The sequence below is a fragment of the Escherichia sp. F1 genome (assembly GCF_046764225.1).
Classification (GTDB): domain Bacteria; phylum Pseudomonadota; class Gammaproteobacteria; order Enterobacterales; family Enterobacteriaceae; genus Escherichia; species Escherichia coli.
In genome coordinates this window covers 3,342,863-3,366,917 of the sequence record NZ_CP177202.1, presented here as the reverse complement: position 1 = coordinate 3,366,917, position 24,055 = coordinate 3,342,863, and the positions used below count along the sequence as shown (strand labels likewise).

At 50.3% G+C, this 24,055-nt stretch carries 20 protein-coding genes; 9 read left to right on the top strand and 11 right to left on the bottom strand.

What is annotated here, in order from left to right:
* Positions 1–94: 94 nt before the first annotated feature.
* The 6 genes from ACK8NJ_RS16365 to ACK8NJ_RS16340 all read right to left on the bottom strand — a co-directional run bounded on the left by ACK8NJ_RS16365 (position 95) and on the right by ACK8NJ_RS16340 (position 6,962).
* Complete coding sequence (locus tag ACK8NJ_RS16365; RefSeq protein WP_411961797.1) at positions 95–1,156, bottom strand: type 1 fimbrial protein; 1,062 nt, start codon at positions 1,154–1,156, stop codon at positions 95–97.
* Entirely contained in the window at positions 1,153–1,884 is a 732-nt protein-coding gene (locus ACK8NJ_RS16360; RefSeq protein WP_223024480.1) for a fimbrial biogenesis chaperone, read from the bottom strand. The genes ACK8NJ_RS16365 and ACK8NJ_RS16360 overlap by 4 nt, the downstream gene beginning before the upstream one ends.
* Before the next feature lie 15 nt (positions 1,885–1,899).
* The gene (locus ACK8NJ_RS16355; RefSeq protein WP_328115486.1) at positions 1,900–4,359 is read right to left on the bottom strand and encodes a fimbria/pilus outer membrane usher protein; all 2,460 of its coding nucleotides are present in this window, start codon (positions 4,357–4,359) and stop codon (positions 1,900–1,902) included.
* 50 nt (positions 4,360–4,409) lie between these two features.
* Positions 4,410–4,976, bottom strand: a complete 567-nt coding sequence (locus tag ACK8NJ_RS16350) for a fimbrial protein (RefSeq protein WP_001558845.1) — start codon at positions 4,974–4,976, stop codon at positions 4,410–4,412.
* 389 nt (positions 4,977–5,365) lie between these two features.
* Complete coding sequence (gltA, locus tag ACK8NJ_RS16345) at positions 5,366–6,649, bottom strand: citrate synthase (protein WP_000785834.1); 1,284 nt, start codon at positions 6,647–6,649, stop codon at positions 5,366–5,368.
* A 205-nt stretch (positions 6,650–6,854) separates the two neighbouring features.
* Positions 6,855–6,962, bottom strand: a complete 108-nt coding sequence (locus ACK8NJ_RS16340) for a hypothetical protein (RefSeq protein WP_001305582.1) — start codon at positions 6,960–6,962, stop codon at positions 6,855–6,857.
* Positions 6,963–7,342: 380 nt separating this feature from the next.
* Here ACK8NJ_RS16340 and sdhC point away from each other — a divergent pair, with 380 nt between their 5' ends.
* The 9 genes from sdhC (at position 7,343) to ACK8NJ_RS16295 (ending at position 18,523) form a co-directional block, all read left to right on the top strand.
* Positions 7,343–7,747 carry a succinate dehydrogenase cytochrome b556 subunit gene (gene sdhC, locus ACK8NJ_RS16335; protein ID WP_000263355.1) on the top strand — a complete coding sequence of 135 codons (405 nt, stop codon included), beginning with the start codon at positions 7,343–7,345 and terminating at the stop codon, positions 7,745–7,747.
* The gene (gene sdhD / locus ACK8NJ_RS16330) at positions 7,741–8,088 is read left to right on the top strand and encodes a succinate dehydrogenase membrane anchor subunit (RefSeq protein WP_328115482.1); all 348 of its coding nucleotides are present in this window, start codon (positions 7,741–7,743) and stop codon (positions 8,086–8,088) included. Before sdhC ends, sdhD begins: the two co-directional genes overlap by 7 nt.
* Complete coding sequence (sdhA, locus tag ACK8NJ_RS16325) at positions 8,088–9,854, top strand: succinate dehydrogenase flavoprotein subunit (protein WP_130222244.1); 1,767 nt, start codon at positions 8,088–8,090, stop codon at positions 9,852–9,854. Before sdhD ends, sdhA begins: the two co-directional genes overlap by 1 nt.
* Before the next feature lie 15 nt (positions 9,855–9,869).
* Positions 9,870–10,586, top strand: coding sequence for a succinate dehydrogenase iron-sulfur subunit SdhB (sdhB, locus tag ACK8NJ_RS16320; RefSeq protein WP_001235263.1), 717 nt, complete (start codon positions 9,870–9,872; stop codon positions 10,584–10,586).
* Positions 10,587–10,789: 203 nt separating this feature from the next.
* A complete protein-coding gene (gene sucA / locus ACK8NJ_RS16315; RefSeq protein ID WP_001181473.1) occupies positions 10,790–13,591 on the top strand; it encodes a 2-oxoglutarate dehydrogenase E1 component in 2,802 nt (933 codons plus the stop codon).
* A 14-nt stretch (positions 13,592–13,605) separates the two neighbouring features.
* Positions 13,606–14,823 (top strand): 2-oxoglutarate dehydrogenase complex dihydrolipoyllysine-residue succinyltransferase, encoded by a 1,218-nt coding sequence (odhB, locus tag ACK8NJ_RS16310; protein WP_000099823.1) that lies wholly within the window; start codon positions 13,606–13,608, stop codon positions 14,821–14,823.
* 93 nt (positions 14,824–14,916) lie between these two features.
* Positions 14,917–16,083: an ADP-forming succinate--CoA ligase subunit beta gene (sucC, locus tag ACK8NJ_RS16305; RefSeq protein ID WP_001048602.1), complete on the top strand. Its 1,167-nt coding sequence runs from the start codon at positions 14,917–14,919 to the stop codon at positions 16,081–16,083.
* Positions 16,083–16,952 carry a succinate--CoA ligase subunit alpha gene (gene sucD, locus ACK8NJ_RS16300; RefSeq protein WP_000025458.1) on the top strand — a complete coding sequence of 290 codons (870 nt, stop codon included), beginning with the start codon at positions 16,083–16,085 and terminating at the stop codon, positions 16,950–16,952. The genes sucC and sucD overlap by 1 nt, the downstream gene beginning before the upstream one ends.
* Before the next feature lie 665 nt (positions 16,953–17,617).
* Entirely contained in the window at positions 17,618–18,523 is a 906-nt protein-coding gene (locus tag ACK8NJ_RS16295) for a LysR substrate-binding domain-containing protein (protein ID WP_001214260.1), read from the top strand.
* Positions 18,524–18,556: 33 nt separating this feature from the next.
* Here the strand turns inward: ACK8NJ_RS16295 and cobO are convergent, their stop codons facing one another.
* The 5 genes from cobO to ACK8NJ_RS16270 form a co-directional block, all read right to left on the bottom strand.
* Positions 18,557–19,159: a cob(I)yrinic acid a,c-diamide adenosyltransferase gene (gene cobO, locus ACK8NJ_RS16290; protein WP_000388202.1), complete on the bottom strand. Its 603-nt coding sequence runs from the start codon at positions 19,157–19,159 to the stop codon at positions 18,557–18,559.
* Positions 19,160–19,168: 9 nt separating this feature from the next.
* Positions 19,169–20,821 (bottom strand): class I fumarate hydratase, encoded by a 1,653-nt coding sequence (locus tag ACK8NJ_RS16285; protein ID WP_328116056.1) that lies wholly within the window; start codon positions 20,819–20,821, stop codon positions 19,169–19,171.
* Positions 20,822–20,928: 107 nt separating this feature from the next.
* Complete coding sequence (locus ACK8NJ_RS16280; RefSeq protein WP_000724203.1) at positions 20,929–22,209, bottom strand: dicarboxylate/amino acid:cation symporter; 1,281 nt, start codon at positions 22,207–22,209, stop codon at positions 20,929–20,931.
* Positions 22,210–22,369: 160 nt separating this feature from the next.
* Positions 22,370–22,687 carry a DUF4387 domain-containing protein gene (locus ACK8NJ_RS16275; protein WP_000813947.1) on the bottom strand — a complete coding sequence of 106 codons (318 nt, stop codon included), beginning with the start codon at positions 22,685–22,687 and terminating at the stop codon, positions 22,370–22,372.
* The gene (locus ACK8NJ_RS16270) at positions 22,684–24,054 is read right to left on the bottom strand and encodes an acyclic terpene utilization AtuA family protein (protein WP_000124264.1); all 1,371 of its coding nucleotides are present in this window, start codon (positions 24,052–24,054) and stop codon (positions 22,684–22,686) included. Before ACK8NJ_RS16270 ends, ACK8NJ_RS16275 begins: the two co-directional genes overlap by 4 nt.
* Position 24,055 lies beyond the last annotated feature (1 nt).

Sequence of the window (24,055 nt, the reverse complement as noted above, 5' to 3'; positions counted from 1 at the left end):
GCCAGGAAAAAATAACAGCAATCAAGGAAAAGGGGAAAATCAGCAATTTTCTGAAAGAGATGCCCTTTCCGGCTGCAAAGGGCATCATGGCAAATCAGTTATAGTTAATCTTAAAAAGCACCACTGTATCGAAGGGGCCAGCCTCGATGGGGGTACTTGGAATGGACGAAAGTTCAGCCGTATAGGTTTTTTCGTAGATCAGCATATCGCTGGTGAAATCGGCGTATTCAGCATATTTATTGAAGGTATAAGGCGAGGCGTTTTCATCCAGCAAACGTAGCTTCAGACCATTACCAATCAACAATGCTTTATCTTCTTCAACCAACGTTTCTTCGGTATAAAAGGAGGAACTGACTTTAAATCCGTCGGTGCATTGGTCATTTTGTGATTTTGTCGTCTTAATACTGAATGTTTTCGACATTGTGTGGCGACGAATATCCAGCAAATTAAATTTACCAAAATCAATCACCTGTGTTTCCGGTGAAATGGAAAAATTGACGCTGCAATCCAGCACGCGAATGTTTTCCAGACCAGTAATATGATATTTCAGGTTTTGGGCGGTAGGGTCTTCGTTAACGCTACCGGCACCATCAAATTGCACGACGATGTAGTCGCTAAGCGTACTTTGATAATCATGCGGCGGCATTTCGCGAATCTTAACGTATAACCGCATACGAGCGAGAAAGGTTCGCGACATGTGAATATTAGCGGGGTCACCCGAGCATATTTTGTTCTGCCAGCCCATCGCGATAATCTGCTCAGGGGTATAAATGTTAATGTTCTTACTGTCGATACACTGGTTGGTGTCGATGCGGCTTTTCCCCAGACTGGCATCGTAATCGACACCATTGTATGTCACGCCGAGTTGATAATAACGATCCTGTACCCCCGGGTAGGGGTTTACCCATGCGTAGACATGTTCGCTTTCAAAGTTGCCGTTGGTATTGTTGTCACAATAGACGGGAATTTTAATATCGTCAGATTCCCAGATCTTATCGCCGGGTTTGGCATTACCTGGCACAGCAAAGGGTTGAATCGCTTCCGATTTTTCTACCGTTCCGCCGGAAGTACCAAAATAGCAGTTCAGCGCTAGCGCAGACTTCAATGGCAGAAATAACAGACAGATGACGAGCAACAATCCTTTGCCAGTACTCATTTCTTCGTCTCCACTGCTTGTAAACGGCAATGTCCGTTGCAATTGAGCGTCGTCATGCGTAACGCGCCGTAATCATCCATATAACCGAGATAAAACTGACTGCCGTTATAACTTCCGGTGTTTGTAATTACTGTACTAAAAGGCGCAACCATCACGGTTTTGAAGCCCGGGAGAATACCTTGCTCATTTCGTCCCAGGTAGGCGATTGTCAGGTAATAGCCGGTCGGGTTTTTTAAGTTAAGTTGATTGCCCTGCTGGCTGACTTGTAACTGTAGCTCGACTTTTTCTCCTGCTTTCTTGCGTAACGCAGACGGTCTCCAGAACACCTTGATACGACTCTGGATGGCGACCTGCAGAACGGCATGGCCGCTGTTTTTTTCTGGGGAGGGAGGAATTTCACGCATATTGTAGAAAAATAGCGTTTCGCGATCGCCCGGTAATTTTGTGGTCGAGGCTTGCTTTACTATCCGTACCTGCGTTGTTGCTTTCGGTTCCAGACGTTGTATCGGTGGCAGGGCGACCAGAAGATCGTCGCTTTTCTCCCCTTTTTCATTTTCGAGCCAGGAATAAGCGAGGTAGGGGAGTTTATCGCTACGATTATCCACTCGTAGGCTGGTGGCTTTATCATTAGCGTTAAACACAATGCGAGTGCGATCGGGTTGTAGCGCAGCGTAGCTGCACAGACTGGCAATCAACAACAAAAGGGGAAGTCCTTTCATAAATGTCATTTTTCATTTCCTTAATTAATGACAAGGTAAAATCAGGCGATTTGCGGTGTCTTCCATATGTTCAGGAAGATGGAGCGAGCAATGCTGACTATCACCCCAGACCACGGTAAGCATTTGATTTTCAGCGACTCCGCTTAACCAGGCATGTCCTTCCTCGCCAACCATCCCCACGCTAATGCCGCTGTTATCCTGGCGGATATCCGCACCGAGGGGAGGGAACTGACCGCTGGCGTTGCGAATGATGACGTTAACGTCTTTACCGGAACGGGAAGCCAGCGATTTGTAACCTATCGCGCCTTCAATCCACGTTTCTTTGATAACGTTTTCTGCCACTGTTACGCCGTCGGGTAAGTCATTCATGTTCACCGCCACGGTGGAAGGCTGATAACTGGAAATCAACGGCACCACCGCAATGCCAAAATGGTTGGTGTAGTCGAGATTGCCCTGAACCGGAATATCTGCCACGCCATCGGTACTGACCATTAGACGTGGTTCATTGGTGGAGCTGTGACGATGGAACGCCGCACCATATTGAGTTGCCGTGAAAGAACCGCTCCAGCTGCTGCTGACGGAACTGTAATCATTGGCGGCATAGGTACCAGAAATATCCAACTCACCCGCTGAACTCAGGTGCTGATAGTTACCGCTCACCTGGACTCCATTATCCGGACGGTCGGATTGCAGTCCGGTAGACATGCCCCAGCTATTACGTTCATCTAACGTATCATTCCACGACATGCGGTGTGTGGTGCTGTGACTACTGTTTTGCATGTCATAACCGACCCGCCCCCCGTTACCGAAGGGGAGCGAAATCGACAGGTAAATCTGATTGTCGCGATCTTTATCTTCGTAATGGGTTGTATTGAATGACGTCGAGATCGAGATATCTCTCCAGTTACCAATATCAACATTAAAACCCGCCGTGATGTTGGCGGTCGTGGAGGCGTCTGCATTCCACCAGGTTTGATGCAGCAGGTTGGCGTACAGATTGAGGTTCAGTGGGGTAATCGGTTGCCCCACGGATAAGCTGATCGTCTGTTGTTCGTCCTGCGCATCGTTGTCGTTGTATTTGTGATCCAGATAGTTGGCGTAGCTGTGAAAATGACGATCTGAGAAGCGATAAGCGGCGAGCGAAATCGTGCTGTTAGTGGCATCCACTTGTTTGCTGTAATTAAAGCGGTAACTTAAGCCCCGCTCGTCCTGCTGAGTATCAAACTGACTACTGGCCCAGGTGACATCAAACGACAATGCACCAAGCCAGAGCATATTTTGCCCGATACCCATTGCGGCAGAATGGTAGTCGTCACCCGAAATCAGCAGGCCGCCGTACAGCGAGGTATTTGACAGCATCCCCCAGGAAACTTCATTGCTAAAAAAGGTTTCATTTTCAGTTTGATGAGACATAGATGTTCGCGGCTGACCGGCAGCAAGTTTATAGCGAACCTGCCCCTGGCGCGTAAGGAAAGGCGTCGATGCTGCCGAAACCTGGAAATTGTTCACCCGACCATCTTCTTCCGTCACTTTGACATCCAGCGTGCCCTGAACAGACTGATTGAGGTCATCAATAATAAACGGGCCTGGCGGGACTTTTTTCTGGTAAATGACGCGGCCTGATTGACTGATCGTCACCGTGGCATTGGTTTGTGCAATGCCGCTGATTTGTGGGGCGTAGCCGCGTAGCTCCCACGGTAACATCCGATCGTCACTTGCCAGTGCCGCGCCGGTATAAGAAAAGCCGTCGAAAATATTGGAACTGAAATCCGTTTCACCAAGGGTTAATTTTGAACCTAATTGCGGTAATGGACGAAAAAGATAGGTGCGTGATATTTCGCCTGACTGTTCATGGTTATCATCGCTATCGGTCTGATTCAATTGGTAATCACTGCGTAAACGCCATGCTCCCGCGTTAATTCCGGCTGTTCCATAGGCGTTCAGGTTAGTGCTGTTGCTACCATCCTGTGGGCGGTAGCTGCTGGCAAACAGGTTGTAGTCCATCAGGACGCCGGCGACACCTTCTTTCCATGTTGAGGGGGGAGTCCAGTTATCTGAGTGCCAGGCCAGCCAGGCTTGTGGAATAGTGATATTCAGTTGCTGGCTAGCCTGATCAAAAATGAAGAGAATTTCAGGCCGGGAGCTAAAATCGACGCACTGGTTTAACCGTGGTAACGACTGACGAACTTCAGGTTTTAAACCAAATTTATCTACCAGTAAATCATTAATACACGGAATGGTTTGGTCACCGTTCTTTTTCCAGTCAATTTTTTGTCCGTTACTGATTTGGTTGTTATTTACTGCAACGCTAACAAAATATTCACCGGGAGCAATGCCCCCTTTTTTCTTTAATAATGAAATATCAATGCGATCTCGCATCGATTTATCGAGGACATTCAGGTTGAATTCGACCGCCAATGCGGAAGGTATCGCCATGACCAGGCAGGATATAAAAGAGAGTCGATAAATATTCACGGTGTCCATACCTGATAAATATTTGAAGAAAGGCGGCGATGACGCCGCCAAAGTGATACTTATTTATAATCCAGTACGTAGGTCGCATTCGCCGTAACTGCGCCTGGTGTTACGGGCGTAGCCTGATCAATTTGTTCCATCCACGCAAAGAAATTTAACGTTTGTTCGCTGGAGGTTGGTGCCAGGTCGATATCTGGAGTAGCGGTGCCTAAAACGATATTGCTTTGATCTTTATTCATTAAACGCACGCCGACACCGGTCGCTTCACCCGTGCTGGTGTTGTTGAGAATCGGATCTGCGCCGGTGGTTTTCGCTGAGCTGTCAAAGGTGACTGCAACTTTAGAAATCTTGCCGCCGGAACCGTTGTTGGAGTTTTCCAGATCGCAGTTGACTAAGCGCAGGTCGACAGCAACGGCATCGCTGTGATGCGACTGATTAATGTGGCTGGTGGTCACCTGACCGAGTTCAACCTCTTTATCAATATCATCCTGATGTATTTCACACGGTGCTTCAATAACTTCACCTTTAAAGTGAATTTCACCGGATCCTTCATCAGCCGCATAAACAGGTGCTGTGAATAGCAGAGATATGGCCAGTGCGGCCAATGTTTTTTGTCCTTTAAACATAGCTGAGTCCTTTAAATAATGAGATAGAGTGTTGCGAGGCAAGAATATATTAACTGACAGTTGAATGTATTTGGTTTTATTTAACAATATTAAAAAGCTTGTTATATAAAGAATGGAATAATTGAGTGTATAAATTTATTGTTTAATGAGATGAAAGATGGGGTGGGATGGATATGCATAATTTTCATTGGGTTAACAATGCTACCGGCAGGAAAGTATAAAAATAAACTTATCATTCTGCTCAGTATGTGACTTGTCACATTTTTTCACCTTATTAATGGGTATTTGCATCTGGTTTAATTTTTACAATTTATTATGTTCAGCCATATAAAAAAGAACCCGCTCTATTAAAGGCGGGTCCGGAAAGTAAACGGCTTAGCAATCAACCATTAACGCTTGATATCGCTTTTAAAGTCGCGTTTTTCATATCCTGTATACAGTTGACGCGGACGGGCAATCTTCATACCGTCACTGTGCATTTCGCTCCAGTGGGCGATCCAGCCAACGGTACGTGCCATTGCGAAAATGACGGTGAACATGGAAGACGGAATACCCATCGCTTTCAGGATGATACCAGAGTAGAAGTCGACGTTCGGGTACAGTTTCTTCTCGATAAAGTACGGATCGTTCAGCGCGATGTTTTCCAGCTCCATAGCCACTTCCAGCAGGTCATCTTTGGTCCCCAGCTCTTTCAGCACTTCATGGCAGGTTTCACGCATTACGGTGGCGCGCGGGTCGTAATTTTTGTACACGCGGTGCCCGAAGCCCATCAGGCGGAAAGAGTCATTTTTGTCTTTCGCACGACGAACAAATTCCGGAATGTGTTTAACGGAGCTGATTTCTTCCAGCATTTTCAGCGCCGCTTCGTTAGCACCACCGTGCGCAGGTCCCCACAGTGAAGCAATACCTGCTGCGATACAGGCAAACGGGTTCGCCCCCGAAGAGCCAGCGGTACGCACGGTGGAGGTGGAGGCGTTCTGTTCATGGTCAGCGTGCAGGATCAAAATACGGTCCATAGCACGTTCCAGAATCGGATTAACTTCATACGGTTCGCACGGCGTGGAGAACATCATATTCAGGAAGTTACCGGCATAGGAGAGATCGTTGCGCGGGTAAACAAATGGCTGACCAATGGAATACTTGTAACACATCGCGGCCATGGTCGGCATTTTCGACAGCAGGCGGAACGCGGCAATTTCACGATGACGAGGATTGTTAACATCCAGCGAGTCGTGATAGAACGCCGCCAGCGCGCCGGTAATACCACACATGACTGCCATTGGATGCGAGTCGCGACGGAAAGCATGGAACAGACGGGTAATCTGCTCGTGGATCATGGTATGACGGGTCACCGTAGTTTTAAATTCGTCATACTGTTCCTGAGTTGGTTTTTCACCATTCAGCAGGATGTAACAAACTTCCAGGTAGTTAGAATCGGTCGCCAGCTGATCGATCGGGAAACCGCGGTGCAGCAAAATACCTTCATCACCATCAATAAAAGTAATTTTAGATTCGCAGGATGCGGTTGAAGTGAAGCCAGGGTCAAAGGTGAACACACCTTTTGAACCGAGAGTACGGATATCAATAACATCTTGACCCAGCGTGCCTTTCAGCACATCCAGTTCAACAGCTGTGTCCCCGTTGAGGGTGAGTTTTGCTTTTGTATCAGCCATTTAAGGTCTCCTTAGCGCCTTATTGCGTAAGACTGCCGGAACTTAAATTTGCCTTCGCACATCAACCTGGCTTTACCCGTTTGTTATTTGGCTCGCCGCTCTGTGAAAGAGGGGAAAACCTGGGTACAGAGCTCTGGGCGCTTGCAGGTAAAGGATCCATTGATGACGAATAAATGGCGAATCAAGTACTTAGCAATCCGAATTATTAAACTTGTCTACCACTAATAACTGTCCCGAATGAATTGGTCAATACTTCCACACTGTTACATAAGTTAATCTTAGGTGAAATACCGACTTCATAACTTTTACGCATTATATGCTTTTCCTGGTAATGTTTGTAACAACTTTGTTGAATGATTGTCAAATTAGATGGTTAAAAATTAAATAAATGTTGTTATCGTGACCTGGATCACTGTTCAGGATAAAACCCGACAAACTATATGTAGGTTAATTGTAATGATTTTGTGAACAGCCTATACTGCCGCCAGGTCTCCGGAACACCCTGCAATCCCGAGCCACCCAGCGTTGTAACGTGTCGTTTTCGCATCTGGAAGCAGTGTTTTGCATGACGCGCAGTTATAGAAAGGACGCTGTCTGACCCGCAAGCAGACCGGAGGAAGGAAATCCCGACGTCTCCAGGTAACAGAAAGTTAACCTCTGTGCCCGTAGTCCCCAGGGAATAATAAGAACAGCATGTGGGCGTTATTCATGATAAGAAATGTGAAAAAACAAAGACCTGTTAATCTGGACCTACAGACCATCCGGTTCCCCGTCACGGCGATAGCGTCCATTCTCCATCGCGTTTCCGGTGTGATCACCTTTGTTGCAGTGGGCATCCTGCTGTGGCTTCTGGGTACCAGCCTCTCTTCCCCTGAAGGTTTCGAGCAAGCTTCTGCGATTATGGGCAGCTTCTTCGTCAAATTTATCATGTGGGGCATCCTTACCGCTCTGGCGTATCACGTCGTCGTAGGTATTCGCCACATGATGATGGATTTTGGCTATCTGGAAGAAACATTCGAAGCGGGTAAACGCTCCGCCAAAATCTCCTTTGTTATTACTGTCGTGCTTTCACTTCTCGCAGGAGTCCTCGTATGGTAAGCAACGCCTCCGCATTAGGACGCAATGGCGTACATGATTTCATCCTCGTTCGCGCTACTGCTCTCGTCCTGACGCTTTACATCATTTATATGGTCGGTTTTTTTGCTATCAGTGGCGAACTGACATATGACGTCTGGATTGGTTTCTTTGCCTCTGCGTTCACTAAAGTCTTCACTCTGCTGGCACTGTTTTCCATTTTGATCCATGCCTGGATCGGCATGTGGCAGGTGTTGACCGACTACGTTAAACCATTGGCCGTGCGCCTGATTCTGCAACTGGTGATTGTCGTTGCACTGGTGGTTTACGTGATTTATGGATTCGTTGTGGTGTGGGGTGTGTGATGAAATTGCCAGTCAGAGAATTTGATGCCGTTGTGATTGGTGCCGGAGGCGCAGGTATGCGCGCGGCGCTGCAAATTTCCCAGAGCGGCCAGACCTGTGCGCTGCTCTCTAAAGTCTTCCCGACCCGTTCCCATACCGTTTCTGCGCAGGGCGGCATTACCGTTGCGCTGGGTAATACCCATGAAGATAACTGGGAATGGCATATGTACGACACCGTAAAAGGGTCGGACTATATCGGCGATCAGGACGCGATTGAATATATGTGTAAAACCGGGCCAGAAGCGATTCTGGAACTGGAACACATGGGCCTGCCGTTCTCGCGCCTTGATGATGGTCGTATCTATCAACGTCCGTTTGGCGGCCAGTCGAAAAACTTCGGCGGCGAGCAGGCGGCACGTACTGCGGCGGCTGCCGACCGTACCGGTCACGCACTGCTGCACACGCTTTATCAGCAGAACCTGAAAAACCACACCACTATTTTCTCCGAGTGGTATGCGTTGGATCTGGTGAAAAACGCCGATGGCGCAGTGGTCGGTTGTACCGCACTGTGCATCGAAACTGGTGAAGTGGTTTACTTTAAAGCTCGCGCGACAGTGCTGGCGACTGGCGGGGCAGGGCGTATTTATCAGTCCACCACCAACGCCCACATTAACACTGGCGACGGTGTCGGCATGGCTATCCGTGCAGGCGTACCGGTACAGGATATGGAAATGTGGCAGTTCCACCCGACCGGTATTGCCGGTGCGGGCGTACTGGTCACCGAAGGTTGCCGTGGTGAAGGCGGTTATCTGCTGAACAAACATGGCGAACGCTTTATGGAGCGTTATGCGCCGAACGCCAAAGACCTGGCGGGCCGTGACGTGGTGGCGCGTTCCATCATGATCGAAATCCGTGAAGGTCGCGGCTGTGATGGTCCGTGGGGGCCACACGCAAAACTGAAACTTGACCATCTGGGTAAAGAAGTTCTCGAATCCCGTCTGCCGGGTATCCTTGAACTCTCCCGCACCTTCGCTCACGTTGATCCGGTGAAAGAGCCGATTCCGGTTATCCCTACTTGCCACTATATGATGGGCGGTATTCCGACCAAAGTGACCGGTCAGGCGCTGACCGTGAACGAGAAAGGCGAAGATGTGGTGATCCCTGGGCTGTTCGCGGTAGGTGAAATTGCCTGCGTATCGGTACACGGCGCAAACCGCCTGGGCGGCAACTCGCTGCTGGACCTGGTGGTCTTTGGTCGTGCGGCAGGTCTGCATCTGCAAGAGTCAATTGCCGAGCAGGGCGCACTGCGCGATGCCAGCGAGTCTGATGTAGAAGCGTCTCTGGATCGTCTGAATCGCTGGAACAATAACCGTAACGGTGAAGATCCGGTGGCGATCCGTAAAGCACTGCAAGAATGTATGCAGCATAACTTCTCGGTCTTCCGTGAAGGTGATGCGATGGCGAAAGGGCTTGAGCAGTTGAAAGTGATCCGCGAGCGTTTGAAAAATGCCCGTCTGGATGACACTTCAAGTGAGTTCAATACCCAACGCGTTGAGTGCCTGGAACTGGATAACCTGATGGAAACGGCGTATGCAACGGCTGTTTCTGCCAACTTCCGTACCGAAAGCCGTGGCGCGCATAGCCGCTTCGACTTCCCGGATCGTGATGATGAAAACTGGCTGTGCCACTCCCTGTATCTGCCAGAGTCGGAATCCATGACGCGCCGAAGCGTCAACATGGAACCGAAACTGCGCCCGGCATTCCCGCCGAAGATTCGTACTTACTAATGCGGAGACAGGAAAATGAGACTCGAGTTTTCAATTTATCGCTATAACCCGGATGTTGATGATGCTCCGCGTATGCAGGATTACACCCTGGAAGCGGAAGAAGGTCGTGACATGATGCTGCTGGATGCGCTTATCCAGCTGAAAGAGAAAGATCCCAGCCTGTCGTTCCGTCGCTCCTGCCGTGAAGGTGTGTGCGGTTCCGACGGTCTGAACATGAACGGCAAGAATGGTCTGGCCTGTATTACCCCGATTTCGGCACTCAACCAGCCGGGCAAGAAGATTGTGATTCGCCCGCTGCCAGGTTTACCGGTGATCCGCGATTTGGTGGTAGACATGGGACAATTCTATGCGCAATATGAGAAAATTAAGCCTTACCTGTTGAATAATGGACAAAATCCGCCAGCTCGCGAGCATTTACAGATGCCAGAGCAGCGCGAAAAACTCGACGGGCTGTATGAATGTATTCTCTGCGCATGTTGTTCAACCTCTTGTCCGTCTTTCTGGTGGAATCCCGATAAGTTTATCGGCCCGGCAGGCTTGTTAGCGGCATATCGTTTCCTGATCGATAGCCGTGATACCGAGACTGACAGCCGCCTCGACGGTTTGAGCGATGCATTCAGCGTATTCCGCTGTCACAGCATCATGAACTGCGTCAGTGTATGTCCGAAGGGACTGAACCCGACGCGTGCCATCGGCCATATCAAGTCGATGTTGTTGCAACGTAATGCGTAATTAAATGTTGATGCCGGGGAAATCCCCCGGCTATTCAGGAAATCTTTAAAAACTGCCCCTGACACTAAGACAGTTTTTAAAGGTTCCTTAGCGGACGCAGAAAACACGACAAGTCCGCAACAAGTGAACCCCGGCACGCACATCACTGTGCGTGGTAGTATCCACGGCGAAGTAAGCATAAAAAAGATGCTTAAGGGATCACGATGCAGAACAGCGCTTTGAAAGCCTGGTTGGACTCTTCTTACCTCTCTGGCGCAAACCAGAGCTGGATAGAACAGCTCTATGAAGACTTCTTAACCGATCCTGACTCGGTTGACGCTAACTGGCGTTCGACGTTCCAGCAGTTACCTGGTACGGGAGTCAAACCGGATCAATTCCACTCTCAAACGCGTGAATATTTCCGCCGCCTGGCGAAAGACGCTTCACGTTACTCTTCAACGATCTCCGACCCTGACACCAATGTGAAGCAGGTTAAAGTCCTGCAGCTCATTAACGCATACCGCTTCCGTGGTCACCAGCATGCGAATCTCGATCCGCTGGGACTGTGGCAGCAAGATAAAGTGGCCGATCTGGATCCGTCTTTCCACGATCTGACCGAAGCAGACTTCCAGGAGACCTTCAACGTCGGTTCATTTGCCAGCGGCAAAGAAACCATGAAACTCGGCGAGCTGCTGGAAGCCCTCAAGCAAACCTACTGCGGCCCGATTGGTGCCGAGTATATGCATATTACCAGCACCGAAGAAAAACGCTGGATCCAACAGCGTATCGAGTCTGGTCGCGCGACTTTCAATAGCGAAGAGAAAAAACGCTTCTTAAGCGAACTGACCGCCGCTGAAGGCCTTGAACGTTACCTCGGCGCAAAATTCCCTGGCGCAAAACGCTTCTCGCTGGAAGGCGGTGACGCGTTAATCCCGATGCTTAAAGAGATGATCCGCCACGCTGGCAACAGCGGCACCCGCGAAGTGGTTCTCGGGATGGCGCACCGTGGCCGTCTGAACGTGCTGGTGAACGTGCTGGGTAAAAAACCGCAAGACTTGTTCGACGAGTTTGCCGGTAAACATAAAGAACACCTCGGCACGGGCGACGTGAAATACCACATGGGCTTCTCGTCTGACTTCCAGACCGATGGCGGCCTGGTGCACCTGGCGCTGGCGTTTAACCCGTCTCACCTTGAGATTGTAAGCCCGGTCGTTATCGGTTCAGTTCGTGCCCGTCTGGACAGACTTGATGAGCCGAGCAGCAACAAAGTGCTGCCAATCACCATTCATGGTGACGCCGCAGTGACCGGGCAGGGCGTGGTTCAGGAAACCCTGAACATGTCGAAAGCGCGTGGTTATGAAGTTGGCGGTACGGTACGTATCGTTATCAACAACCAGGTTGGCTTCACCACCTCTAACCCGCTGGATGCCCGTTCGACGCCGTACTGTACTGATATCGGTAAGATGGTTCAGGCACCGATTTTCCACGTTAACGCGGATGATCCGGAAGCCGTTGCCTTTGTGACCCGTCTGGCGCTCGATTTCCGTAACACCTTTAAACGTGATGTCTTCATCGACCTGGTGTGCTACCGCCGTCATGGCCATAACGAAGCCGACGAGCCGAGCGCAACTCAGCCGCTGATGTATCAGAAAATCAAAAAACATCCGACGCCGCGCAAAATCTACGCTGACAAGCTGGAGCAAGAAAAAGTGGCGACGCTCGAAGATGCCACCGAGATGGTTAACCTGTACCGCGATGCGCTGGATGCTGGCGATTGCGTAGTGGCAGAGTGGCGTCCGATGAACATGCACTCTTTCACCTGGTCGCCGTACCTCAACCACGAATGGGACGAAGAGTACCCGAACAAAGTTGAGATGAAGCGCCTGCAGGAACTGGCTAAACGCATCAGCACGGTGCCGGAAGCAGTTGAAATGCAGTCTCGCGTTGCCAAGATTTATGGCGATCGCCAGGCGATGGCAGCTGGTGAGAAACTGTTCGACTGGGGCGGCGCGGAAAACCTCGCTTACGCCACGCTGGTTGACGAAGGCATTCCGGTTCGCCTGTCGGGTGAAGACTCCGGTCGCGGTACCTTCTTCCACCGCCACGCGGTGATCCACAACCAGTCTAACGGTTCCACTTACACGCCGCTGCAACACATCCATAACGGTCAGGGCGCGTTTCGTGTCTGGGACTCCGTACTGTCAGAAGAAGCCGTGCTGGCGTTTGAATACGGTTATGCCACCGCAGAACCACGCACTCTGACTATCTGGGAAGCACAGTTCGGTGACTTCGCTAACGGTGCTCAGGTGGTTATCGACCAGTTCATCTCCTCTGGCGAACAGAAATGGGGCCGGATGTGTGGTCTGGTGATGTTGCTGCCGCACGGTTACGAAGGGCAGGGGCCGGAGCACTCCTCCGCGCGTCTGGAACGTTATCTGCAACTTTGTGCTGAGCAAAACATGCAGGTGTGCGTACCGTCTACCCCGGCACAGGTTTACCACATGCTGCGTCGTCAGGCGCTGCGCGGGATGCGTCGTCCGCTGGTCGTGATGTCGCCGAAATCCCTGCTGCGTCATCCGCTGGCGGTTTCCAGCCTCGAAGAACTGGCGAACGGCACCTTCCTGCCTGCCATTGGTGAAATCGACGAGCTTGATCCGAAGGGTGTGAAGCGCGTAGTGATGTGTTCTGGTAAGGTTTATTACGACCTGTTGGAACAACGCCGTAAGAACAATCAACACGATGTCGCCATTGTGCGTATCGAGCAACTCTACCCGTTCCCGCATAAAGCGATGCAGGAAGTGTTGCAGCAGTTTGCTCACGTCAAGGATTTTGTCTGGTGCCAGGAAGAGCCGCTCAACCAGGGCGCATGGTACTGCAGCCAGCATCATTTCCGTGAAGTGATTCCGTTTGGGGCTTCTCTGCGTTATGCAGGCCGCCCGGCCTCCGCCTCTCCGGCGGTAGGGTATATGTCCGTTCACCAGAAACAGCAACAAGATCTGGTTAATGACGCGCTGAACGTCGAATAAATAAAGGATACACAATGAGTAGCGTAGATATTCTGGTCCCTGACCTGCCTGAATCCGTAGCCGATGCCACCGTCGCAACCTGGCATAAAAAACCCGGCGACGCAGTCGTACGTGATGAAGTGCTGGTAGAAATCGAAACTGACAAAGTGGTACTGGAAGTACCGGCATCAGCAGACGGCATTCTGGATGCGGTTCTGGAAGATGAAGGTACAACGGTAACGTCTCGTCAGATCCTTGGTCGCCTGCGTGAAGGCAACAGCGCGGGTAAAGAAACCAGCGCCAAATCTGAAGAGAAAGCGTCCACTCCGGCGCAACGCCAGCAGGCGTCTCTGGAAGAGCAAAACAACGATGCGTTAAGCCCGGCGATCCGTCGCCTGCTGGCGGAACACAACCTCGACGCCAGCGCCATTAAAGGCACCGGTGTGGGTGGTCGTCTGACTCGTGAAGATGTGGAAAAACATCTGGCGAAAGCCCCGGCGAAAGAGTCTGCTCCGGCAGCGGCTGCTCCGGCGGCGCAACCGGCTCTGGCTGCACGTAGCGAAAAACGTGTGCCGATGACTCGCCTGCGTAAGCGTGTGGCAGAGCGTCTGCTGGAAGCGAAAAACTCCACCGCCATGCTGACCACGTTCAACGAAGTCAACATGAAGCCGATTATGGATCTGCGTAAGCAGTACGGTGAAGCGTTTGAAAAACGTCACGGTATTCGTCTGGGCTTTATGTCCTTCTACGTGAAAGCGGTGGTTGAAGCCCTGAAACGTTACCCGGAAGTGAACGCGTCTATCGACGGCGATGATGTGGTTTACCACAACTATTTCGACGTCAGCATGGCGGTTTCTACGCCGCGCGGCCTGGTGACGCCGGTACTGCGTGATGTCGATACCCTAGGCATGGCAGACATCGAGAAGAAAATCAAAGAGCTGGCAGTTAAAGGCCGTGACGGCAAGCTGACGGTTGAAGATCTGACCGGTGGTAACTTCACCATCACCAACGGTGGTGTGTTCGGTTCCCTGATGTCTACGCCGATCATCAACCCGCCGCAGAGCGCAATTCTGGGTATGCACGCTATCAAAGATCGTCCGATGGCGGTGAATGGTCAGGTTGAGATCCTGCCGATGATGTACCTGGCGCTGTCCTACGATCACCGTCTGATCGATGGTCGCGAATCCGTGGGCTTCCTGGTAACGATCAAAGAGCTGCTGGAAGATCCGACGCGTCTGCTGCTGGACGTGTAGTAGTTTAAGCTTCACCTGCACTGTAGACCGACGTGGATAGGGTGTCGGTCTACGGTTTAAAAGATAACGATTACTGAAGGATGGACAGAACACATGAACTTACATGAATATCAGGCAAAACAACTTTTTGCCCGCTATGGCTTACCAGCACCGGTGGGTTATGCCTGTACTACTCCGCGCGAAGCAGAAGAAGCCGCTTCAAAAATCGGTGCCGGTCCGTGGGTAGTGAAATGTCAGGTTCACGCTGGTGGCCGCGGTAAAGCGGGCGGTGTGAAAGTTGTAAACAGCAAAGAAGACATCCGTGCTTTTGCAGAAAACTGGCTGGGCAAGCGTCTGGTAACGTATCAAACAGATGCCAATGGCCAACCGGTTAACCAGATTCTGGTTGAAGCAGCGACCGATATCGCTAAAGAGCTGTATCTCGGTGCCGTTGTTGACCGTAGTTCCCGTCGTGTGGTCTTTATGGCCTCCACCGAAGGCGGCGTGGAAATCGAAAAAGTGGCGGAAGAAACTCCGCACCTGATCCACAAAGTTGCGCTTGATCCGCTGACTGGCCCGATGCCGTATCAGGGACGCGAGCTGGCGTTCAAACTGGGTCTGGAAGGTAAACTGGTTCAGCAGTTCACCAAAATCTTCATGGGCCTGGCGACCATTTTCCTGGAGCGCGACCTGGCGCTGATCGAAATCAACCCGCTGGTCATCACCAAACAGGGCGATCTGATTTGCCTCGACGGCAAACTGGGCGCTGATGGCAACGCACTGTTCCGCCAGCCTGATCTGCGCGAAATGCGTGACCAGTCGCAGGAAGATCCACGTGAAGCACAGGCTGCACAGTGGGAACTGAACTACGTTGCGCTGGACGGTAACATCGGTTGTATGGTTAACGGCGCAGGTCTGGCGATGGGTACGATGGACATCGTTAAACTGCACGGCGGCGAACCAGCTAACTTCCTTGACGTTGGCGGCGGCGCAACCAAAGAACGTGTAACCGAAGCGTTCAAAATCATCCTCTCTGACGACAAAGTGAAAGCCGTTCTGGTTAACATCTTCGGCGGTATCGTTCGTTGCGACCTGATCGCTGACGGTATCATCGGCGCGGTAGCGGAAGTGGGTGTTAACGTACCGGTCGTGGTACGTCTGGAAGGTAACAACGCCGAACTCGGCGCGAAGAAACTGGCTGACAGCGGCCTGAATATTATTGCAGCAAAAGGTCTGACGGATGCAGCTCAGCAGGTTGTTGCCGCAGTGGAGGGGAAATAATGTCCATTTTAATTGATAAAAACACCAAGGTTATCTGCCAGGGCTTTACCGGTAGCCAGGGGACTTTCCACTCAGAACAGGCCATTGCATACGGCACTAAAATGGTTGGCGGCGTAACCCCAGGTAAAGGCGGCACCACCCACCTCGGCCTGCCGGTGTTCAACACCGTGCGTGAAGCTGTTGCTGCTACTGGCGCTACCGCTTCTGTTATCTACGTACCAGCACCGTTCTGCAAAGACTCCATTCTGGAAGCTATTGATGCAGGCATCAAACTGATTATCACCATCACTGAAGGCATCCCGACGCTGGATATGCTGACCGTGAAGGTGAAACTGGATGAAGCGGGCGTTCGCATGATCGGCCCGAACTGCCCAGGCGTTATCACTCCGGGTGAATGCAAAATCGGTATCCAGCCTGGTCACATTCACAAACCGGGTAAAGTGGGTATCGTTTCCCGTTCCGGTACACTGACCTATGAAGCAGTTAAACAGACCACGGATTACGGTTTCGGTCAGTCGACCTGTGTTGGTATCGGCGGCGACCCGATCCCTGGCTCTAACTTTATCGACATCCTCGAAATGTTCGAAAAAGATCCGCAGACCGAAGCGATCGTGATGATCGGTGAGATCGGCGGTAGCGCTGAAGAAGAAGCGGCTGCGTACATCAAAGAGCACGTTACCAAGCCTGTTGTGGGTTACATCGCTGGTGTGACTGCGCCGAAAGGCAAACGTATGGGCCACGCGGGTGCCATCATTGCCGGTGGGAAAGGGACTGCGGATGAGAAATTCGCTGCTCTGGAAGCCGCAGGCGTGAAAACCGTTCGCAGCCTGGCGGATATCGGTGAAGCACTGAAAACTGTTCTGAAATAAATATCTGTAATAAGAAATAGCCCTCGCCGCTTCCCTCTACAGGAATGGCGAAGGGCTGTCGGTTTCGACATGGTTGGCCATCGTATGATGGCCTTTTTTATGCCTTAAATGTTAACCACAGTCGAAATCTGACCGCTGGCTTGACTGCATGACCACAGCCACTGTGGATTGCCGCAACCGACCGCAAGCCACGAATAAGAACGACGGCGAATTTCGAATCGTTACCTGATGCACTGGCTTCCCAGCGTTTGACCGTAGCGTTAAGTAAATCAACAAAAGCGATGTTCACCGCTTATCGTCAAGTCGTGCCATTTGTCAGCCAGGATCGGGTCTTTACCCCGGATATTGCAGCATCGCAAAAATTCTTAGAGGGATATGCTATAAATCAAAAATAAAATCTTTGTTGATTGTTTATCATAATATCCACAGATATGATAAATGATATCAATTTAATAATTTTTATTTAATGTGATTCCGGATAATTCGAAAGGCGCTGTGCTTTTCGGATTATTATTATCTGATTAAGATATTTGTCACGCCAGGCTTACTGGGTTATAAATGTCAATCATGATTCTTATAAATTATTTATTGCTGCTTTGGTTACCATTACTTCGTAATAAGTAATGTATTTTTGATGGTTTAAACTATTTTTAAGGGACGGCATTATGCGAGGGAAAATACCTAAAACGGAACTGCTGGTGACTTTTGAGGTCGTCGCACGTCATGAAAGTTATACCAGAGCGGCAGAGGAGTTAGCGTTGACCCAAAGTGCAGTATTCAGACAAGTGAGTGCGCTGGAGGAATTTTTACATACTCCGTTATTTTCACACTCTAAAAAACGTATTTTTCTTAATGATGCAGGGAAGTATTACCTGGGGATAGTAAAAGAAACATTAAATAAGCTGGAACGCGATACCAATACCATTATGACCTGGCAGCCTACGGTTCAGGTTATTGAACTTGCCGTGAATCCTACGTTTAGTACCCACTGGTTAATCCCAAATTTACATGAATTCACAAAGTTACATCCCGATATTATTGTTAATATTCACTCTTTAGCTAATAACGGCGATTTTCTTAATCGGGAGTACGATGCTGTCATTATGCGCGAAAATTTTTGCGCGCCCTGGGCGGAAGTAGAATATCTCTTTGAAGAAGAGATTTTGCCGGTATGCAGCGGCAGTTTGCTTGCAATGTCCGATCAAAAACTGTCAGTGGCAGAACTGCTTACAGAGTTACCACTTCTGCATCAAAGTACCCGTATTACTGGCTGGGAAGAGTGGTTTGCCTTATCTGGCGTTAGCAGTCCGCTGGTCAACAACGGACCACGTTTCGATTTGCTTTCAATGCTGATTGCCGCCGTGCGCTCTAATCTCGGCGTGGCGCTGTTACCACGTTTCGCTATTCAACATGATTTGGATAGTGGCGATATGGTGATCCCCTGTGATGTGCCTATTCGTACCGGTAATCGTTTTATTATGACGTGGCAGGAAGAGAAGTCTGACTCACCGCACTTGCAGCAATTTCGTGAATGGTTGCTGGCGAAATCGGTTGTACCGCAGGAGATGTAAAACCTGCGCCTGGCGGGATGCCAGGCGCAGTTATTACCAGTCGATACCCGGCTGCGCCTGAATGCCGTTATCAAAAGCATGTTTGACGGGGCGGATTTCGCTGACCGTATCCGCCATTTTTAATATCTGACTGTGGCAACCGCGTCCGGTGACAATGACACTTTGTTGTGCCGGGCGGTTTTGCAGAGAAGCGATCACTTCTTCGGTGTCCAGATAATGGTAAGCCAGCATATAGGTCAGCTCATCAAGCACCACTAAGTCGTAACGCTTGTCAGCCAGCATCCGTTTGCTTTCCGACCAGACCTCTTTCGCCGCGTCGATATCCGCTTGCCGGTTCTGTGTCTCCCAGGTAAAACCGGTTCCCATAATATGAAACTCAACCCCGAGCGGCTGGAGAAGGTTGTATTCGCCGTTGTCCCATTGCCCCTTGATGTACTGCGCAACCCCCACCGTTTTGCCATGACCCACCGCGCGCGTCACAGTACCAAACGCGGCAGTGGATTTCCCTTTGCCATTGCCGGTGAAAACAATCAAAATCCCTTTTTTCTCTATCGCCGCCGCGATGCGCGTATCGACCTGTTCCTTCAATTTCTGCTGGCGTTGCACATGCCGTTCAGTTGAAATTCGCGCTTCCATTCATTTTCCTTAATGTCCCGCAGGGCAACTGGCGCAGCGGTGTTGCTGCTCAAACTGACTAAAGAAATTATTGCCTTTATCATCTACCAGGATGAATGCGGGCAGATTTTCCACTTCCATCATCCACACCGCTTCCATACCCAGCTCCGGGTATTCCAGGCAACGCAGACTTTTGACATATTCTTGCGCCAGTAACGCAGCTGCACCGCCAATACTACCCAGATTGAAGCCACCATGTTTGTGACAGGCATCGGTGACCTGCTGGCTGCGGTTACCTTTCGATAACATCACCAGACTGCCGCCAGCCGCCTGGAAGGTATCGACATAACCGTCCATTCGACCGCCCGTGGTTGGACCCAGTGAACCGCAGGCCATGTTTTCCGGTGTTTTCGCCGGGCCAGCGTAATAGACAATATGATGCTTCAGGTAATCCGGCATCGGTTCGGCGTTATCCAGCCGCGCTTTTATTTTGGCGTGGGCGATATCGCGTGCCACTACGATGGGACCACTTAACGACACGCGGGTGCCTACCGGTAATCTGGCGAGATCCTGCATCACGTCACGCAACGGACGGTTTAGATCCAGTTGTACATGTTGCGCGTGATTTTCTTCCCGCAGTGAGGCTGGAATATATTGCCCCGGATTGTGTTCGAGTTTTTCCAGCCAGATACCGTGCTTGTTAATTTTTGCTTTGATATTGCGATCGGCAGAACAGGAGAGCGCCATAGCTATCGGGCAAGAGCCACCGTGACGCGGCAGACGAATGACGCGAATATCATGAGCGAAATATTTACCCCCAAATTGCGCACCAATACCAAATTGCTGACTGACCTCGAGCAACACTTTTTCCAGCTCAATATCACGGAATGCTTGTCCCTGCTCGTTTCCGCTGGTGGGCAAATTGTCGTAATATTTCGTAGAGGCCAGCTTGGCAACTTTTAAGGTTTGATCGGCTGAAAGCCCTCCGACGACAAAGGCGATGTGGTAAGGCGGGCAGGCAGCGGTGCCCAGCGATTTCATTTTTTCGATTAAAAATGCGGTCAGTTTTTCTGGTTGCAATAAGGATTTGGTTTCCTGATAAAGTGCGGCTTTATTGGCGGAGCCGCCCCCTTTATTAACACAGAGAAAATGGTACTCATTACCAGCGACAGCGCTGATATCAATCTGCGCCGGGAGATTGGTTTGCGTATTGACTTCGGTATACATATCCAGCGGCGCATTTTGTGAAAAGCGCAGATTATTTTCCTGGAAAGTACTGTAAATGCCTTTGCTTAAGGCTTCAGCGTCGTTACCTCCCGTCCATATCTGTTGCCCTTTACTGGCAACAATAGTTGCGGTGCCGGTATCCTGACAGTTGGGTAATACCCCTTTTGCTGAGACTTCAGCATTACGTAATAACTGCAACGCAACGTATTTATCATTACTACTGGCCTGCGGATCGTTAAGAATTCTGGCGACCTGTTGCAAATGAGCGGAACGTAAGAAAAAAGAGGCTTCATAAAATGCCTGCCGGGCAAGCAGCGTTAATGCTTCAGGAGCGATTTTTATCACTTCTTCGCCGTCTAATTCCGTTACTGTAATATGTTGATCGCTAATTAATGTATATTCTGTACCGTCTTTATTTTGTAGAAACGGTTCTTGCCAGATAAATGGTTTGGACATATTTCACTTTTCACCTTAAACGTTAGTGTTACTTAATTGCCGTCTAACTTCATGATCCGGCTTATAAAAATGCGTAGTCATTGGCTTCTGATTGCTTAAGATCCCCCTCAGGGCAGAGCAATGTTCGATTCATTGGGTTTTAATGCTTTACCCCGACAGCCCTCGCCGAAATGTTCGCCTTCCCACCGACTCACCATCGCAGCGCCCATTGCGTTGCTCATGACGTTTGTCGCGGAACGCCCCATATCAAGGAACGGATCAACGCCCATCAGCAAGATCAGCCCCGCTTCCGGAATATTGAACTGGTTGAGCGTGGCGGCGATAACCACCATTGAGGCGCGTGGTACGCCAGCCATTCCTTTCGAGGTCAACATCAGGATCAACAGCATGGTGATTTGCTCACCGATGGATAAATGGATATTGCAGGCCTGGGCGATGAAAACTGTGGCGAAGGAGCAGTAGGCCATTGATCCAACGAGATTAAATGAGTAGCCAATGGGTAAGACAAAGCTGGCAATTTTGGGGGAAACGCCAAATTGCTCCAGTTTTTCAAGCGTTCCCGGAAAAGCCGCTTCAGAACTGGATGTGGTAAATGCCAGCAGGGCGGGTTCCGAAAGGGCGCGGGTCAGGCGTCTGATGCAGGGGCCGACATAAACGATGGCCAGACCGATAAGCAGCACCCAAAGTAATAACATGGTGAAATAAAATTCACCCATAAAGATCCCGGCGCTCACCATAACTGCCAGTCCTCGTTCAGCAATCAATGCTGAAATAGCAGCGAATACGGTCAGGGGAGCGAAGAGCATGACGTAGCCAGTGAGCTTTAACATGGCATGTGCCAGCGAATCTAAGGCGTGAACGATGGCGCTGCCTTTCTCGCCAATCGCCGTCAGGCTACAGCCGAGGAAAATTGAGAACACCACGATTTGCAAAATTTCATTGTGCGCCATGGCATCGACAATGCTGGTGGGGAAAGCATGCGAAATAAATACTTTTAGCGTAAAGGGTTCTGACGCGACCACTCCGGTGGTTTCGGCTCCGTGTGCAACAAAATTAATTCCTGTGCCTGGCATGAAGAAATTTACTGTTATCAAGCCTAAGGCAATTGACAGCAATGAGGCGCAAATAAATAAAAAGAGTGTTTTAGAAAAAATACGACCAAGGGCTTTGGCATCGCCCATTTTAGCTATACCTACCACCAGGGTAGAGACCACTAACGGAGCGATAATCATTTTTATCAGTCGTAAGAAAATCGTCGTGAATATCGATATTTCTTGCGCATAGAGTTTTGCGGTTTCCGGTGAAGCAGTGTTATTGAGCACTACGCCGATAATCATTCCAAGTACCAGCGCCAAAAGAATCATCGTGGTTAAACTTATTTTCTTCATTTTTTCCTCCATCAGGTGCACGGCGATAAATCAGAATCAGGAGAAGTAGATGCCTGAATAGAGATTCAGGCATCTACCTGCTATTACAACCTTACAAATAGCTGAAGTGTTGAACTGCAATAAGTGACGGGATGTCAGTTGGCTAAAAGTATTCGGATTTTTACAAATCGAAACTCATATTTAATAAAGGTGCATGTTGCTGTGCACCATAGACATCATTGTCACCTACATTCCCGGATATAATATCTCGTGGCATGACGATTTTTACTGCGTTAGAAGGATCAAACCAGACAATACGGTGAATAAAGTCAGGTTCAACATGATATAAGCGCGCAATCAGTTCTGGGGTTAATTGCCCTGATGATTTAACTCGCTCATAGTTTTCTTTCGTTTTAAATAAAATATCTAAAACCAGTTCGTAAGGTCCGGCATTTTTCGAACGAATGACTTGCGCCAGTGAGACAATTGACTGTTTCATGCCTGAACTCCTTCTGGCGTCACCTGTTCAATATGGAAATCAAAACGCAGAGCGTCGTTGGCTTCAATCAGGTGATATATGGAAAATTCGTATACCGGCCCGCCCTGGATATCAGAAGGGGAGAACGGGAACGCCAGATTGCCTGCGGTAGCGATGCGGTTTTCATAACCGTAGTGCAGCATGGTAGAGCGCACCAGCGAGCAAACGCTGTTGGCAATTTCCTGGGTCGGCGCAACTACATCTAGGACAATCCCCAGCTCATGCCCGGCAGTTTGCATCGGTTCATGGTCGCCCATCACCCCGTTTTTGCCGTACAGGTGGAAATTGATGTGAATGCTGTCATCGTCGAGCGACAGGTTACGCGAAACGCTGGTTTTGACTTCATCGATGATTTTATCGATCCCGGCGATCATGATCGGGTCGCGCGTTCCGGCGATGGTCAGACAGCGGAAGCCCACCCGTCGCGCACCTTCCAGTTTCAGGGAATACGGCGTTTCTTCATGCTTAGAACCGCTGACGTACACTTCGCTGTCATTGACCGCTTTAAATGTGCAGCCTTTCAGGTTCAACACGCCGCCAGGTCCAGGCAGGAAGTAGGGATCGGATTTCTCATACAGTGTGTGTGCAGCTGCTGACGTTTCGGTAAATTTACGCTTCGGATTAAATGTCTTCAGCGTAAAGCCGTTGTCATCAATGATGCCCATCGCACAGTCAGAGCCTGAGCCGGGCGTTGCGGCGATTGCCGCGCATTCAAGGATTTTCCCACAATGCAGCGCCAGACCTTCATCAAAGCCTTGCATGATCGGTAGCGCAGCAAAGCAGGCCGGGTCGTAAGCGCGCCCGCCCAGCACCACTTGCGCGCCTTCTTTCAGCGCCTGCTGGAAGGGTTCGATGCCCATTTGCGCGACGATATACGTACTTTCGTCAATCGCGTCGTGGGTTAACGGCGGGACAAAATCCAGCGCCGTGATTTTGCCGTTATCCAGCGCCTGGTGGACGATGGCTTTGTCAACGTCTGCCGGGATCAGCGCCATCGAGAACGAGAGGTGCTCTTCCCGGGCAATCTCATGAATTATTTCTCGGCACCACTCCAGGTGTGGAGCGGCACCAGAACCGCCGGCCGTTCCGATCACCACCGGTATATTATTTTGCACGCCTGCGGTGATCATATAGCGCAGATCGCGCTTGACCCCTGCGCGATCGGTAAACGGTTTGCCCGCCCCAAGGTAGTGGGGGCCAGGATCGGAAGAGCCAGCATCAACGGCGATCAGATCGGGCGATTCTGCCATCGCTTTGCGGAAGCTCTCCTCCGGGAATCCATACCCGAGGATTGCCGTTGGCGATAAGACTTTAAAAGAACGAGCCATT